The organism is Brevundimonas variabilis, assembly GCF_014199945.1.
GTDB classification, from domain to species: Bacteria; Pseudomonadota; Alphaproteobacteria; order Caulobacterales; family Caulobacteraceae; genus Brevundimonas; species Brevundimonas variabilis.
Window position 1 is genome coordinate 656,459 of sequence record NZ_JACHOR010000001.1, and the last position, 14,530, is coordinate 670,988.

Here is a 14,530-nt window from a genome sequence, read left to right on the forward strand (position 1 = left end):
GACAAAGAAAGGGGCGCGGTCCGGATCGGATCGCGCCCCTTTTTCGTGTCCGCTGCCTATTCGGCCTTCAGATGCTGGTCCAGCCAGCCGAAGACCTGATTGTGCCATTCCAGGCTGTTGGCCGGCTTGAGCACCCAGTGGTTCTCGTCGGGGAAGACGACAAGGCGACTTTCGATGCCGCGCCGCTGAAGCGCGGTGAAGGTCGACAGCGCCTGGGTGGTGGGAACGCGGAAGTCGCGGTCGCCCTGTATGACCAGCATCGGCGTCTGCCAGTTGCGGACATGGTTGGCCGGGTTGAATTGCTGATAGCCCTGCGGATTCTCGTAAGGTGTCCCGCCCGAGTCCCATTCGGTGAACCAGAGTTCCTCGGTTGCATAGCCCATGCCGAAGGTGTCGAAGATGCCGTCGTGGTTCACCAGGCAGTCGAACTCGTCATTCCAGCGCCCGGCGATCCAGTTGATCATATAGCCGCCGTATGAAGCCCCCAGCGCGCAGGCCTTTTCGCCATCGATGAAGTCGTACTGTGTCTGGGCGGCCGCCCAGCCCTTCTGCAGGTCTTCCAGCGGGCGATCGCCCCAGTGCTGGCTGATCGCGTCCGTGAATTCCTGGCCGTATCCGGTCGAGCCATGGAAATCGATCATCACCACGGCATAGCCGGCCCCGGCATAGGTCTGGGCGTTCCAGCGGAACGACCAGGCATTGGCCAGCGAGCTCTGGGGTCCACCATGGATGATGAAGGCGGTCGGGTATTTCTGGCCCGGGACGGCGTTCGCCGGCTTGATGACATAGCCGTGCACGGTCTCGCCATTCCACCCTTCGAAGGTGAACTGCTCGGCCTCGCCGAAGGTCCGCTCGTCCAGCAACGGGTTGATGGTGGTCAGGCGGCGCGGCATCTCGCGACCCAGATAGGTCTTGGCATACAGATCGCCGGGCGAGGTCAGGCTGTCCTGGGCAAAGACGAAGCCCGAGGGTGTCAGGCCAAAGGCGGAGACATGGCCGGGGCCGGTGACCGGCGTGACAACCCCGTTCCGCACGTCGACCGCGAACAGCCGGGTCTGCCCGATGTCCCCTGCCGTTGTGTACAGGGTATTGCCGTCCGCCGACCATTTCAGCCCGTCCGCCGAGCGATCCCAGTTGGCGGCGATCTGGCGAGTCTGCCCGGTTTCGACGTCCTTCAGCAGGATGGCATATTTGTCGGCTTCGAAGCCGGGACGGGCCATGGCGCGATAGGCCATCGTGCGGCCGTCCGGCGAGAAGACCGGCCCGGTGTCCCAGGCATCATTGTCATCCGTCAGATTGGTAAAGGTGCCGTCGCCGCTGAGGCCATTGGTGCGCCACAGGTCGAAATTCGTGCTCCAGGGCTCGCTCTGGCCTGCGACACGGGCCGAAAAGACGATCGCATCGCCGGAGGGGGTGAAGGTGAACTCGTTCTCGTCACCAAACGGCTTTGAGGGGGTATCGCCATCAAAGCCCTTCGTCACCCAGACGGGTGTGCCCATCGCTGTGGCGTCGGCCCCGATGCCCATGACGAACAGATGGTTCTGGGTTCCGTCGGCCCATGTGTCCCAGTGGCGCACGAACATCCGGTCATAGACCTGGGCCGTGGTCTTGCGCTCCGACACCGCCTTCGCCCGTTCGACGGAGCAGGCAATGTCGGGGCAGTCCGGGAAGACCGCGAGCGACACGGCGACCGCGTCGGCGGCGGGGTTGAGACGATAGGCATTGATGTCGAGCGGAAGGTCGGTCAGCTGGACCCCCGCGGTCAGGGCCGCATTGGCCCGCCACAGCTGGGTCGTCCCGGACTTGGCCGACAGATAGTAGAGCCGCCCGTCCGAGCCCCAGCGCGCCGTATTGGCTCCATCATCGGAAATGGCCAGCCGTCTGGGCTCGCCGCCGGCATTCAGGTCCAGCAGATAGAGGCTGCCTCTCCGGCGGTTCTGGGCCACATCGGTCGCTGTCACCGTATAGACGACCTGTCGGCCGTCCGGTGAGACCTGCGGATCACCCAGCCGGTTCAACGCGATCATGTCGCGATAGGTGAAGGCCGGGTCCGCCGCTGCCGGCGCCCGGGCAGCGACGGGAAGGGCTTCGGCCATTGCGGGGACAGCAGCCCCCAGAACGGCGAGAGCGCAGGCCGCGGACAGGATGGATCGAAGGCGCATGGGGATTTTCTCCGGAACAGGTCGCTGGCGTAGCACCGCCACCCGATCTGGCAAGAGCGACCTGTCCCGGGGCCGTTTTAGTCCCCGCCGCCGCCGTCTCCGCCAGCACCATCGGAGCCCGTGTCATGGCCGCCGCTATCCTTTCCGGACCGCGAACCGCCGCCATCCATGATGAAAGGCACACTGCCGTCGGCGCCGCCGCCATCCTTGCGAACCGTCTGTTTGCGAGCCGCAGCGGCCTGAACATCCAGCACCCACCCAATACCGCCGCCGAGCACCGTGCCAATCAGGACTCCGGCCGCCAGCTGCCCGATCGCGATCCCGAGTGTGGCCCCAAACACCAGACCCAGCACCAGTCCGATCCCGATATAGCTGCGTCCCGTCATGCGATGATCCTTTTGGCCGTTCTGGCGGACAGCTTACCATCGCGCGAAGCAGAATCAGCGCCTAAATAGAGGCCATGAACACGCCCCGTAATGTCCGCCTCGCCATCATCGGTTCCGGCCCTGCCGGCTGGACCGCCGCCATCTATGCGGCCCGCGCCAGTCTGAACCCGGTCATCATCGCGGGTATCCAGCCGGGTGGCCAGTTGACCATCACAACCGATGTCGAGAACTACCCCGGCTTTGCCGACGTCATCCAGGGCCCCTGGCTGATGGAGCAGATGCAGAAACAGGCCGAGCATGTCGGGACCGAGGTCCTGCACGACATCGTGGTCTCGGCGGACCTGTCGAAACGCCCGTTCCATCTGAAGCTGGATTCGGGGGCCGAGATGCTGGCCGAGACTGTGATCATCTCGACCGGAGCCCAGGCCAAATGGCTGGGGCTGGAATCCGAACATGCCTACCAGGGGTTCGGCGTCAGCGCCTGCGCGACCTGTGACGGCTTCTTCTATCGCGGCAAGGACGTCGTGGTCGTCGGTGGCGGCAACACGGCGGTCGAAGAGGCGCTGTTCCTGACCAATTTCGCCGCCAAGGTCACCGTCGTGCATCGCCGCGACGAGTTCCGGGCCGAGAAGATCCTGCAGGAGCGGCTGTTTGCCAATTCAAAGGTCGAGGTGGTCTGGAACCACGCCGTCGAGGAGATCGTCGGGGTGGTCGATGGCGTGGCGCGCAATGTCACGGGCGTACGGCTTAAGAACACGGTCGACGGTTCGACCCGCGAAGTCCCTGCCGACGGCGTCTTCATCGCGATCGGACACGCCCCCTCATCCGAGCTGTTCCTTGGACAGCTGGAGACCAAGTCCGGTGGCTATCTGGTCGTTCGCCCGGGCACGACGTCGACCGAGATCGAAGGCGTCTATGCAGCCGGTGACGTGACCGACGATGTCTATCGCCAGGCTGTCACGGCGGCAGGCATGGGCTGCATGGCGGCGCTGGAAGCGGCGCGTTTCCTGGCCGAAGTCGATCACGCTGCCCGGGGCGAACCGATCAGCCATGCCGAGGCGGAAAAGATCGGCGCCTGGTAGACCCGACGGTCAGCCGAACAGGCGCAGCTCGGGCGGGGCAAACTCGGTCGGCTGCCCGTTCCGGCGACGCAGGGCGTAGTCGACAGCCGTCTGGACAGCCCGCTCGTCGGTCGGTTTGGACAGGACGCCGATCGTCCCCGCAACGCCTGCTCCGAGCATCCCGGGATTGGCCGTCATGTAAAGAACGGTAACCCCCTGATCCTGGGCCAGCTGGCGCCCGATTTCGATCCCGGTCGGCCCGTCCGAGAGGTGGATATCGACCAGCGCCAGATCGACACCACCGGAATCGACCGCCTTGCGGGCAGCACGGGCATCCGAGGCCATACCGATCACCTCGTGACCCAGGTCCTCCAGCACGAAGCGGAGTTCCATGGCCACAAGGGCCTCGTCCTCGATGATCAGTATACGCGCCGTCATATCCCCTCGGGGGCTTGAGTGATCGATGGGCCAGAACGCCGTTCGGCTCGTCCGGTTTCAAAAGGTCTTCAGGGCTGCCCTGCGACGCGACAGCGCAGTGGCTGGCAGGTCGGCAACGACAAGCAAACCATTCGCACGCCAGGTTCGTTCCAGCCGCCCGCCCAATTGCCCCTCCACCGACACCGTCGCGAGGGACGAGCCGAAGCCGGTTCGGGTCGGCTCCGCGTCGATCGGAGGGCCGCCCTGCTCGTCCCAGGTCAGGATGAAACGGTCGTCAACACCGTTCGTGGTCAGATGCACGCGGCCGGCCGGAACCGAAAGAGCCCCGTATTTGGCGGCATTGGTTGCCAGCTCGTGAAACAGAAGAGCCACAGATGTCGCGGCCTGATCGTCGAAGACCGCATCTTCGCCCTGCAGGATGATCCGCGGCTGACCCGTATCGTCGGCATAGGGGCGGAACAGCGCATCCAGAAAGGCATGCAGCGTCATGGAGCCAACGCTGGGGCGCGAGGCCTCCGTATGCGGGCGGACGAATTCGTGCGCGCGGGCAAGGGCGGCGACCCTGTCGCGCACGGCCCTGGCAAACGGCTGTGCCTGCGGGAACTCCCGCGCCGACAGGGCGATCAGGGCCGAGACGACGGCGAAGATGTTCTTGATCCGATGGCTCAGTTCCTGGCTCAGCAGGTCCTTGCCGTCTTGCAGCCTCTTCAGTTCGTCGATGTCGGTGCAGGTACCGAACCAGCGGATGATGCGACCGCTCGCATCCCGGATCGGTCGGGCACGGCCGAGAACCCAGCGATAGGCTCCCGAGGCATGGCGCAAGCGGTATTCGATTTCATAGGGCTCGCCCGTGGCCAGACAGTGCCCCCAGAGCGCCCGCGCCCGTTCCTGGTCTTCGTCGTGGAACATTCCGGCCCACCCCTCGCCGTCGGTGGACCCCTCCGGCATGCCGGTGAATTCGTACCAACGGGCGTTATAGTAGTCGTGAAACCCGTCAGGCAGCGTCGACCAGACCATCTGGGGCATCGATTCGGTGATCGCCCGGAACTTCTGCTCGCTCTCCGCCAGCGCCCCGATCGTCGCGGCGAGTTCGGCCTCGACCGCGTGCCGGGACGACAGTTCCAGCGCACGCGCGCGTAGCGATCGACGAAGCTCCATCTGGTCCATGACCTGCCCGGCCAGCACCTCCAGGGCCGAGGCCTCGATCGGGGTCAGGGTCGCACTGCGGGGCTTGAGATCGTGCACGCACAGAGCGCCAAGCGGTAGACCCTCGGGTGTCCTGAGCAGCCGTCCGGCATAGAACCGCAAACCCGGCTCGCCGGAGACGAAGGCGTTATTGGCAAAGCGCGGATCCTGGGTTGCGTCTGCAACGACCATCACATCGCCCTCGCCCTCACGGATATTCACGGCACAGAAGGAGGTCTCGATCGTCCCCCCGGTCATCCCGGTACCGACCTCGGCCTTGAACCAGGCCCGGTCACTGTCGATCAGGTTCACCAGCGCGATGGGGGCGTCGAAGATCTGGGCCAGAAGGCGGGCGATGCCGTCGAATGCAGGCTCGCGCGGCGTGTCGAGAATGTCATAGGCCGCGAGGGCGCTCAGCCGGTCGGCTTCGGTCCATGATCGCGTCGTCCGTTCCGTCACGCCATCTCCTGTGTCTGCGGCACCATTCCGTCGCTGCGCTAAATGCGTCGGTCTCCACGACGTTGCAATCCGGTACCCGGCGCTATCCGCACCTCAGGATACCGGCCTGCCGACCTCCTCGACATCCATGGGCACGGCCCCCTGGACCGGTACAGTGGTAATCGCGGGCGCGACGGCCTGCGGTTCTTCGAACGCTTTCAGCCGCGCGTTGATGGCGGCGATGTCGGTCGCCGTCGGCTGGCGGCGTCCCCCCAGGCTGGCGATGCCCACGACGCGGGTCTGTCCATCGATCTCGACCGACTTCATCGTTGCGTCACCCTCCGAGGTCGCGGGAGCGGGGTCGGTCACACCTGCCAGCATGATGCGGGGTTTCGAGAAGCGGGCTTCGTCAATCACCGGCTCGCGGCCCGCATAGGCCTGACGGAACGCAGCCGTCTCGCCATAGACGCCCTTCCAGCGATAGAAGATGTGGGCCCCGATCTGGTCGATCTTGGCCAGGGTCGGCGACCACCAGGGAGAGACGTAGTCGGCGTGATAGTGGGTCGCCGTGCCCACACGGGCGGCGACATGGCCCGCAAGCGCCCGCTCGGCGACGCTGGACGCGCGGTCCCATGCCCAGGCCACGGGCGGCTGACTGAGCGCGCCATCGCAGGTGAAACTGAACTGGCATCCGGTGCTGCGCTCGGCACCCTGGAACACCACGCCACAGATGGTGTTCGGATAGTTGGGATCGCGCACCCGGTTCAGGATCACCTGGGCCACAGCTTCCTGACCCTGGGTGCTTTCGAGCGCCGCCTCGTAATAGACGGCCTGGCTGAGGCAGCGCAGGGCCCGGCGTCGATCCGCCTCCGTGGCCGCCTTGAACACAAACGGCCGAGCAGGTTGCAGGGCACCGGTGGCCGTCGGCATGGAGGCATTGCGTTTGCGGGCATCGAGGCCGGATGCCCCCAGTTCGAGGATGGGCTTGCCCGCCAGGGTCAGGCTCTCCCACCCGGGCGTCAGTCCATACGGCGCGACTGCACCCTCGGGGTCGTGTCGTGCCGCAAGCGCCCGTTGAGCCGGATCGAACCGGGCCAGAAGTGCGGTCAGCCCGACGCTGCCGAAATCGCCTCCAGTGACGCGGGCCACAGCCTCCGCCCGGAGGTCATCGTCGGAGCGCGTGGTCGAGCCTGCGGCCATGCCGACGCCCAGCGCTGCGACGAGGGCTGGCGCAGCGGCGGCGAAATGCCGACACCGCGATTTCAATCCGGCCCAGTCGAGCGTGATCATCGAGCTTGCGTCTCCTGACGTGACAAACGCCGAAGGCCGGGCTTGTGCCCGACCTTCTGGGCCCTTTTCGGGCCTGACGATTGACGTTCGGTTAGAGTCAGCGTCCACCGAGCGTGGAGCGCAGCATCCAGGCGAACTTTTCGTGGGCGGCGAGACGCTGGGTCAGAAGATCGACGGTCGCCTCGTCGGAGGCCGAGTCGGCCACCTCGATGGCGGCACGCGAGGTCGCAATCAGCGTTTCATGGTCCTTCATCAGCTCTTTCAGCATCTCCAGAGCCTCCTTGTCCGGATCCCCGTCCTTGATGGAGGTCAGGTTGGCAAAGGTGGCGTGGCCCTGAGGGGCGACAACACCCAGAGCACGAATGCGTTCGGCGATATCATCCAGCGCCGCCCACATATCGCGGTACTGTTGCTCGAGCAGATTGTGGAAGCTGAAGAACTCGGGGCCACGCACATTCCAGTGATAGCCGTGGGTCTTCATGTAGACGGCAAAACTGTCGGCCAGAACCTTGGTCAGTTCCTGCGCGACGTCGGTGCGTTCAGCCTTGGTAAAGCCCGTGTCGATGGTGGCAGTCATGCTGCTTGCTCCTGAGTGAAACCAGTAGGGTTCGTGAAAAATGCAGGCACCCGGACTCCCCCGGCCCAGGCACCTCGGTGCCGGACTGCGGGAAAGCCACCCGGTCCTTCAGGAGCATGAACGCCTCTCCGGACAAACCGTTGCCGTTCGCGATGACGATCGACAAACGCATGCGCCGCCCGACGAGCGGAGCCTCTAGCGCTGGCGCGCCTTGCGGGCCGCATACCGGGCGTCTCGCGCTGCCTTCTGGTCTTCCTTGCTGAGCGCCTTGCGCTCCTTCCGGGCCGCACGCTTCTCGGCGTCCACGGCCTCTTCGGCCTCCCGCTCGGCGGCCAGACGCGCGGCTTCCTTCTCGGCCTTCTCGCGACGCTCTTCGGCCTTGGCCAATTCGTGCTGCTGGCGCAGGGCTTCCTTTTCAGCCGCGCGCTTCTCGGCGAGCTTCTCGAATTCGGGGTCGGGCGCGGCGGGCTTGGGCTTGAACTTGGCCAGCAACGCCTTCTTGGCTTCCTGCTGGGTCGAAATTCGGTCGTTGAAGCCGGTCTGTTTCAGATCTCTCATGCGCGAGGTCGGTTGTCCTTGTTGGAGCAGTTAGGTCTTTTATCGAATGAAGCGATGGTCCGGCCTTTGGGCCGGCGGACCGCAGGCGGTCGAAGTCGTGATCGTGACCGCACGGGGCGTTGCCAAAGCCCAATCCCGGCCAAAAATCAAGGTTTGCCGTGCTCAAATCCGGTTTACGCGTCACATTGATGCGGATCGTCGCCCCGACATCACGCTGCAGCGCGTTCTCAAACCCCTAGTTTGGTTTCTGAGCCTGTCCCACGGCCGTCCCTGCGGCAGCCCCCACCGCAGCACCGACAGGTCCACCGACGACGGCACCCGCCACGGCACCGGTTGCGGCACGCTGTTCGATCGTCGTTCCACAGGCCGCCAGACCAAGGGCGGAAACGAATGCGACAATGATAGCGACAGGACGGGTCATGACAGGCTCCAGAACAGGTCGGATCAACGCAACCCCGCCACCACGGTTCCGCTGGTCAGGCGAAGCCTGCGCAGACGCTTTCATCTGAAACAGGGTAAAGCAATATTAACCCGGTCATCAGGTCGCATCGAAACACGACATTGAAGCTAACCAGAGGACCTTCGAACAACATCTGCCCGAATGTAGAATGTCGATTGTAGTCAATCGGCAATCAACTTGTGTCGTTTCAACCCGCCTGCTGGCACCCGACTTTGCGTGGATGCCAGGCTGCGACGTCGTGTTGCACTGCACTCGAATTCATTTTTGCGAACACATTGGCGTCACAAACAGGTGGCTTAAGGCCGCCCTCGACGGCAGGCGTTCGCCCACCGTTGATTTCCGCATCCGGTTTACGGGGCTTGCAGTAGCCCGTCCGGCCGCGTGATCGACCCGGGGGCGGCGTACTCGCCCTGCTGAACAGGACGACGCCTTTGTCAGAACGCCTTTCGACGGATGCGGCCGCTCGCGCGGATCGCAAGGCGCCACTTCGGCCTCTCACCGCGACGCTGGTGCTGGGTGCCATGGTGGGCGTTGCCGTCGGATGCGGATGGCTTGGCAACACAGTCGCGCAGGCAACCACGATCCGCGCCCAGGCCGAGCGGATCGCGGCGGCTTCCTCCGCCGGCTTCACGGACGAGGCCCTGAACGCTGCCGCTGGGGGCCTTGATGCCAGTGCGCTTGCGATCGCCCGTCGTCATGATCCCTATACGGTCGCAGGGTCTGCCCAGCGCGATCGCCAGGCGGAACTTCTGACGGCCCGGCTGGAGACACTCCGTGGCAGCACGCGTCCCACAGGCCTTCGCCAGATCAACCTGACATCCACGCCCGACCCGGCGCGTCCGTTCCGCCTTGGTGGTGCCCTTGACCAGTCGCGCGACCTCGAATGCCTGACCCAGGCCGCCTACTATGAAGCGCGGGGCGAGGGCCGCGACGGCATGCGGGCCGTAGCCCAGGTGGTTCTGAACCGTGTCCGTCACTCGGCCTTCCCAAAGACTGTCTGCGGTGTCGTCTATCAGGGTGCCAACCGGCGCGTCGGCTGCCAGTTCAGCTTTACCTGCAACGGTTCGATGCGTGGAACCGTCAACCGGACAGCCTGGAATCGGGCGCGTGCCGTAGCCTCCAGCGCCCTTTCGGGTGACGTCTATCCGGCCGTCGGCAATGCCACCTTCTTCCACACGACCGGCGTGGCTCCCGGATGGCGCAACAGCATGATCCGGGTCGGCCAGGTCGGGGATCATCTGTTCTATCGTTTCGGTGGCCGCACAGGCAGCCGGGACGCCTTCCGCTACCAGCCCTCGCCGTCGGCTACGGTCGAACCGCGGCTCATCCAGGCCGGTATCGATCCCACGACGCCCGTCCGTCAGGCCGGTCAGGCGATCGCCTATTCCGTCCTTCTGGCCCAGGAAGACCGTACAGCCCCGCGGGGCGAGAGCGTCACCCCGGCCGAAAAAGGCGCAGATTCGCAGCCGATCCCGGTAGCGAAGCCCGAGCCGGTGACCCCGTCGGCACCTTCTGAGCCCGAAACAGCCTCGGTCGCTTCGCCGTCGGTCTGATCAGACCGCGTCCAGCCCGATGTCGAGTGTCGCGGCCGAGTGGGTAAGAGCGCCCACCGAGATCACGTTGACCCCCGTCTCGGCAATCGCCCGCACCGTCTGCAGATTGACCCCGCCGGAGGCCTCGAGGGTCACCCGGCCGGCAGTCCGGAGAACCGCCGTCCTCAGATCGTCGAGGCCGAAATTGTCCAGCATGACCACGTCCGGGCCAACACCGGCTTCGATCAGTGCCAGCGCCTCCGCCAGCTGATCCAACCCGTCGACCTCGACCTCGACCTTCATGAGATGGCCGACCGCTGCCCGCGCGCGCCGCACGGCAGGACCGATGCCGCCACAGACGGCGACATGGTTGTCCTTGATCAGGATGGCGTCATCCAGCCCGAAGCGGTGATTGGTCCCGCCCCCGCAGAGCACCGCATGTTTTTCCAGAGCCCGCAGGCCGGGCGTGGTCTTGCGGGTATCCGCGATCCGCGCCGAGGTGCCCGCGATGGCATCGACATAGGCCCGGGTCAGGGTGGCGATCCCGCACATCCGTCCCAGAAGGTTCAGCGCTGTCCGCTCCGCCGCCAGAAAGGCGCGGGCATCGGCCTCGACCTCGGCCAGAACCGCACCGGTCTCAAACGATGCGCCATCCCGAAGCCGCAGCGTCACGCGCGCCGCCGGATCGAGCGCCAGGACACTCAGCCGCACGCAGTCGATCCCGGCCAGCACCCCCGGCTGCCGGGCAGCAAAGACGGCGTGCAGTCTCGCGTCCTCGGGGATACAGGCCTGGCCGGTCGCATCGCCAGCTCGCCCCAGATCCTCGGCCAGGGCGGCGCGCACGATCGGTTCGATCAGGATGTCGGGAAGAGACCGCAGCGTCATCAGGCCGCCATAGCCGAAGCCGTTACGCCGCGACGCAGGCGCGTGTGAACCGCCACCGGATGGGTCAGGGGCCAGTCCGAGCGCCAGTGTCCACCGCGGCTCTCCTGCCGTGCGAGGGCCGCTTCCGCGATCAGCCGAGCCGTGATCAGAGGCAGCGCTGGGCCGTGCTCGGCGTCCAGCGCCGCGATCGTGGCAATCAGGCCCGACAGACCCTTCGCGTCCCGCACCAGCCCGGCATGGTCGCTCATCGCCGTGCGCAGGGTCAGCAAGGCGTCGTCCGGAAGGTCTGACAGGACAGGTCCTGCGATAAAGCCTGCCGCCGTCAGTCCCACATCGGCTCCAGCCGCTCGCCCCGTTCGCCGCCCGAAGGCTGCGGCTTCGAGGAGCGAGTTGGATGCCAGCCGATTGGCCCCGTGCACGCCGGTCGCGGCGCACTCGCCGACGGCAAACAGCCCCGGCACGCTGGTCCGGCCATCCGGATCGGCGGCAATCCCGCCCATATGGTAGTGAGCTGCGGCCGCGACCGGGATCGGTGTCTCGCGCGGATCCAGCCCGGCACGCATGCAGGCGGCAAAGACGGCCGGGAACTCGTGCGGAAAACTCGCGCCTATCGCCTTCCGGGCATCCAGAAAGGCCCCGCGACCGGCCGAGCGAGCGGCATGCACCGCTCGCGCGACAACGTCGCGGGGAGCCAGATCCGCGTCGTCGGCCTCGCCCAGAAGGAACCGGCCTTCGGTATCGATCAGCCGGGCCCCCTCGCCGCGCAGGGCCTCGGTCGCCAGCGGCATCGGGTCCAGCCCCACATCGATCGCGGTGGGGTGGAACTGCACGAACTCGGGATCCAGGATTTCGGCTCCGGCCAGCCAGGCGGCCGCCAGACCTTCGCCCAGCAGCGCGACCGGGGTCGTCGTCTTGCCAAACAGCCCGCCCGCGCCACCCGTGGCCAGCACGACGGCGGGGGCGATGACCTCGAACAGTCGTCCGGCCCGATCCACCACGGCACCGCAGACGCGCCCGGACGCATCCTGGATCAGCGATCTGAGACGACCGTCCTCCCAGACCTCGATGTTCGACGCGGCCCTGACGGATGTGACAAGCGCGCTCAGAATGGCGCGGCCTGCGCCGTCGCCGCCGACCCGCGCAACCCGGGCCCGGGAATGTGCGGCCTCGAGGCTGACGGAAAAGCCGCCCTGTTCGTCGCGATCGAAAGGCGCCCCCAGCGATGCCAGCCATTCGACCGTCGCCCGGCCGTCCTCGGTCAGGGCGCGGGTAGCTTCGACCTCGACCAGACCGGCTCCGGCAGCGAGGGTATCGGCCGCGTGAAGCGCCGGGGCATCGTCAGCGGACAGGGCGGCAGCCACCCCGCCCTGGGCCCAGGCGCTGGACGCGGCCTGCAACAGGGGCACCGGACTGACGACCAGCGCCTTGCCCGGAACCGATAGTGCCACCGAAAGGCCGGCCAGGCCTCCGCCGATGATCAACGGGCCGTCGTGATGGATCCGCTTCACCGTTCAACCCCGATATAGCGCAGGGCGACGTCCACAGCCTGGGTCGGCGATCCCTCGGCGAGGGGCAGCAGCACGCCCATCGCCGCTGCGGCACAGGCCATTGCCGTGATGATGAACAGTGCGAGGCTCTGGCCCGCCTGGCCCCAGCTCAGTCGAGCGCCATCCGACGGTCGCCATGCGCCCGCCCTGAGGTGTCCCAGCAGGGCAATCCCCAGGAAGACCGCAAGGATATAGCGCCCGGTGGCCACGCCCCACCAGACGACCAGGCCCCCGATGGCGATCAGGGCCACCTTCTCCAGCATCGGATCGACACGCGCGAGGACCGGCCCCAGCGCCTTCGACCCGTCGAGGGGCGGGGCGGGGGCCAGATTGACCAGATTGATCATGGCAATGAAGAAGGCCCCCATCAGCCATTCGGGATCGCGGGTCACGAACCAGAGGCCGACGACGGGAAGGACTGCCAGCAGACCGAACGCGGGCCCGGCGAGCGCCACCAGAACGCCGTCCCACTCGCTTCTGGGATTGCGCTGCCCCTTCGCCAGCCCACCGAGGAATGGGATGATATAGATCCGCGCAGGGCCCATGCCGAGGCGGTTCATCGCCAGCACATGGCCGTACTCGTGCACGAACAGGCCGAAGATCGCCGATCCCGCGACGATCGCACTGCCCGAGAACAGCCAGATCATCCCGCCGAGCAGAAGGGTCGAGACGACCGCCCAGGTCGGATTCTGGCCCTTGTCATCGGTGTCGGCCTGACGAGCGGGGCGCGGGGCGTCGTCGGCACTCAGATTCGCCACGGGAGGCGGCGCACGTCCGTCCCGATACCCCCAGGGTCCCGTCTCGCTCATCAGATCAGTTCCACGGCGACATGGTGCCGGGCCTTGAACAGGTCATAGCGGGCCGGGATGGCGGGCGGCGGCAGGTCGATCATGCGCTGGACCGCCAGCCGCCCCTTTTCGATCATGTCCTCGGGCACCGTCACCTCGAACTGCAGCTTCAGCAGGCAGTCCCGGATGTTCTCGAGCGTGATCCGCTTCATGTGCGGGCACATGTTGCAGGGCCCGATAAAATTCACATCCGGCACATCGCCCTTGATGTTGGAGGCCATCGAACACTCGGTGATCAGCACGACCTGCCGGGGCTTTCTGGCCATGACGTAGTCGGTCATGGCCGCTGTCGAGCCGGCGAAATCCGACGCCGCCAGCACATCCTCGGGACACTCCGGATGGGCCAGGATTTCCGCGCCGGGATAGGCCGCCCGCATCTCGGCGATGTCGTCGGCGGTGAAGCGCTCATGCACTTCGCAGCGGCCCTTCCAGGCGATGATGCCGACGGTCGTCTGGGCCGCGACATTGCGCGCCAGGAATTCGTCCGGGATCAGGATGACGCGATCGACGCCCCACTCGCGCGCAGCCCACTCCACCACCTGGACGGCGTTGGCGCTCGTGCAGCAGATGTCGGTCTCGGCCTTCACGTCTGCCGTGGTGTTCACATAGGTAACTACGGGCAGGCCGGGGTGGCGCTGCTTGATCAGCCGCACATCCGCCCCGGTGATCGACGCCGCCAGTGAACAGCCCGCCCTCAGGTCCGGAATGAGAACCATCTTGTCCGGAGACAGGATCTTGGAAGTCTCGGCCATGAAATGCACGCCGGCCTGGACGATGACCCGCGCATCCGAGCGCGCCGCCTCCTTCGCCAGGCCCAGGCTGTCGCCGACATAGTCGCCGACGCCATGGAAGATTTCGGGCGTCATATAGTTGTGAGCCAGGATCACGGCGTCGCGCTCGCGTTTCAGGGCATTGATCTCGCTGATCAATGTCGCCTGGGCGGGCCACTCCATCGGGGTGACGAAATCCTTGACCTTGGCCCAGACGGGTGCGGTCTCGTTCGCCACCGCACTCGACAACCCGAACGTCCCGTCCGCCATCTGGCACTTCCTCCCGCGAGCGTTGTCGCCAATGACTTATGCTCAACATTAGCATAAGTCGGGATCAAGATAATCCCACCTGCGGCGAACGCAAGGGTTGCCGCAGCATGTGTGGGCCACGCC

The 14,530-nt window shown here is 66.1% G+C and carries 14 protein-coding genes; 2 read left to right on the forward strand and 12 right to left on the reverse strand.

What is annotated here, in order from left to right:
• Positions 1 to 56: 56 nt before the first annotated feature.
• Both GGR13_RS03165 and GGR13_RS03170 read right to left on the reverse strand, forming a co-directional pair.
• On the reverse strand, positions 57 to 2,162 hold the full coding sequence (locus GGR13_RS03165; protein ID WP_183211988.1) for a S9 family peptidase: 2,106 nt from the start codon (positions 2,160 to 2,162) through the stop codon (positions 57 to 59).
• A 77-nt stretch (positions 2,163 to 2,239) separates the two neighbouring features.
• Entirely contained in the window at positions 2,240 to 2,548 is a 309-nt protein-coding gene (locus tag GGR13_RS03170) for a hypothetical protein (RefSeq protein WP_183211989.1), read from the reverse strand.
• A 74-nt stretch (positions 2,549 to 2,622) separates the two neighbouring features.
• On the opposite strand from GGR13_RS03170, the gene trxB reads away from it, so the two are divergent.
• On the forward strand, positions 2,623 to 3,630 hold the full coding sequence (gene trxB / locus GGR13_RS03175; RefSeq protein ID WP_183211990.1) for a thioredoxin-disulfide reductase: 1,008 nt from the start codon (positions 2,623 to 2,625) through the stop codon (positions 3,628 to 3,630).
• A gap of 9 nt (positions 3,631 to 3,639) precedes the next feature.
• Here trxB and GGR13_RS03180 read toward each other — a convergent pair whose 3' ends face one another.
• The 6 genes from GGR13_RS03180 to GGR13_RS03205 all read right to left on the reverse strand — a co-directional run bounded on the left by GGR13_RS03180 (position 3,640) and on the right by GGR13_RS03205 (position 8,516).
• On the reverse strand, positions 3,640 to 4,047 hold the full coding sequence (locus GGR13_RS03180; RefSeq protein WP_183211991.1) for a response regulator: 408 nt from the start codon (positions 4,045 to 4,047) through the stop codon (positions 3,640 to 3,642).
• Positions 4,048 to 4,104: 57 nt separating this feature from the next.
• Positions 4,105 to 5,691 (reverse strand): PAS domain-containing protein, encoded by a 1,587-nt coding sequence (locus GGR13_RS03185; protein ID WP_183211992.1) that lies wholly within the window; start codon positions 5,689 to 5,691, stop codon positions 4,105 to 4,107.
• A 93-nt stretch (positions 5,692 to 5,784) separates the two neighbouring features.
• On the reverse strand, positions 5,785 to 6,960 hold the full coding sequence (locus GGR13_RS03190; protein ID WP_183211993.1) for a cell wall hydrolase: 1,176 nt from the start codon (positions 6,958 to 6,960) through the stop codon (positions 5,785 to 5,787).
• Between the two features lie 97 nt (positions 6,961 to 7,057).
• Positions 7,058 to 7,537 carry a Dps family protein gene (locus GGR13_RS03195; protein ID WP_183211994.1) on the reverse strand — a complete coding sequence of 160 codons (480 nt, stop codon included), beginning with the start codon at positions 7,535 to 7,537 and terminating at the stop codon, positions 7,058 to 7,060.
• Between the two features lie 195 nt (positions 7,538 to 7,732).
• Positions 7,733 to 8,095, reverse strand: a complete 363-nt coding sequence (locus GGR13_RS03200; protein ID WP_183211995.1) for a DUF6481 family protein — start codon at positions 8,093 to 8,095, stop codon at positions 7,733 to 7,735.
• Between the two features lie 235 nt (positions 8,096 to 8,330).
• Positions 8,331 to 8,516 carry a hypothetical protein gene (locus tag GGR13_RS03205; RefSeq protein WP_183211996.1) on the reverse strand — a complete coding sequence of 62 codons (186 nt, stop codon included), beginning with the start codon at positions 8,514 to 8,516 and terminating at the stop codon, positions 8,331 to 8,333.
• A gap of 470 nt (positions 8,517 to 8,986) precedes the next feature.
• On the opposite strand from GGR13_RS03205, the gene GGR13_RS03210 reads away from it, so the two are divergent.
• The gene (locus GGR13_RS03210) at positions 8,987 to 10,108 is read left to right on the forward strand and encodes a cell wall hydrolase (RefSeq protein WP_246347647.1); all 1,122 of its coding nucleotides are present in this window, start codon (positions 8,987 to 8,989) and stop codon (positions 10,106 to 10,108) included.
• Here the strand turns inward: GGR13_RS03210 and nadC are convergent, their stop codons facing one another.
• Genes nadC through nadA form a run of 4 tightly spaced genes read right to left on the reverse strand, consistent with a single transcriptional unit; the run spans position 10,109 to position 14,407 of the window.
• A complete protein-coding gene (nadC, locus tag GGR13_RS03215) occupies positions 10,109 to 10,972 on the reverse strand; it encodes a carboxylating nicotinate-nucleotide diphosphorylase (protein WP_183211997.1) in 864 nt (287 codons plus the stop codon).
• Positions 10,972 to 12,480, reverse strand: coding sequence for an L-aspartate oxidase (locus tag GGR13_RS03220; protein ID WP_183211998.1), 1,509 nt, complete (start codon positions 12,478 to 12,480; stop codon positions 10,972 to 10,974). The genes nadC and GGR13_RS03220 overlap by 1 nt, the downstream gene beginning before the upstream one ends.
• Complete coding sequence (locus tag GGR13_RS03225; RefSeq protein WP_183211999.1) at positions 12,477 to 13,328, reverse strand: metalloprotease; 852 nt, start codon at positions 13,326 to 13,328, stop codon at positions 12,477 to 12,479. Before GGR13_RS03225 ends, GGR13_RS03220 begins: the two co-directional genes overlap by 4 nt.
• Positions 13,328 to 14,407 carry a quinolinate synthase NadA gene (gene nadA / locus GGR13_RS03230; RefSeq protein WP_183212000.1) on the reverse strand — a complete coding sequence of 360 codons (1,080 nt, stop codon included), beginning with the start codon at positions 14,405 to 14,407 and terminating at the stop codon, positions 13,328 to 13,330. The genes GGR13_RS03225 and nadA overlap by 1 nt, the downstream gene beginning before the upstream one ends.
• Positions 14,408 to 14,530 lie beyond the last annotated feature (123 nt).

Bases quoted from the DNA above. Each gene is read 5' to 3' on its own strand.
- GGR13_RS03165 (WP_183211988.1), bottom strand. From the start codon at position 2,162: ATGCGCCTTCGATCCATCCTGTCCGCGGCCTGCGCTCTCGCCGTTCTG.
- GGR13_RS03170 (WP_183211989.1), bottom strand. From the start codon at position 2,548: ATGACGGGACGCAGCTATATCGGGATCGGACTGGTGCTGGGTCTGGTG.
- trxB (WP_183211990.1), top strand. From the start codon at position 2,623: ATGAACACGCCCCGTAATGTCCGCCTCGCCATCATCGGTTCCGGCCCT.
- GGR13_RS03180 (WP_183211991.1), bottom strand. From the start codon at position 4,047: ATGACGGCGCGTATACTGATCATCGAGGACGAGGCCCTTGTGGCCATG.
- GGR13_RS03190 (WP_183211993.1), bottom strand. From the start codon at position 6,960: ATGATCACGCTCGACTGGGCCGGATTGAAATCGCGGTGTCGGCATTTC.
- GGR13_RS03195 (WP_183211994.1), bottom strand. From the start codon at position 7,537: ATGACTGCCACCATCGACACGGGCTTTACCAAGGCTGAACGCACCGAC.
- GGR13_RS03200 (WP_183211995.1), bottom strand. From the start codon at position 8,095: ATGAGAGATCTGAAACAGACCGGCTTCAACGACCGAATTTCGACCCAG.
- GGR13_RS03205 (WP_183211996.1), bottom strand. From the start codon at position 8,516: ATGACCCGTCCTGTCGCTATCATTGTCGCATTCGTTTCCGCCCTTGGT.
- nadC (WP_183211997.1), bottom strand. From the start codon at position 10,972: ATGACGCTGCGGTCTCTTCCCGACATCCTGATCGAACCGATCGTGCGC.
- GGR13_RS03225 (WP_183211999.1), bottom strand. From the start codon at position 13,328: ATGAGCGAGACGGGACCCTGGGGGTATCGGGACGGACGTGCGCCGCCT.
- nadA (WP_183212000.1), bottom strand. From the start codon at position 14,407: ATGGCGGACGGGACGTTCGGGTTGTCGAGTGCGGTGGCGAACGAGACC.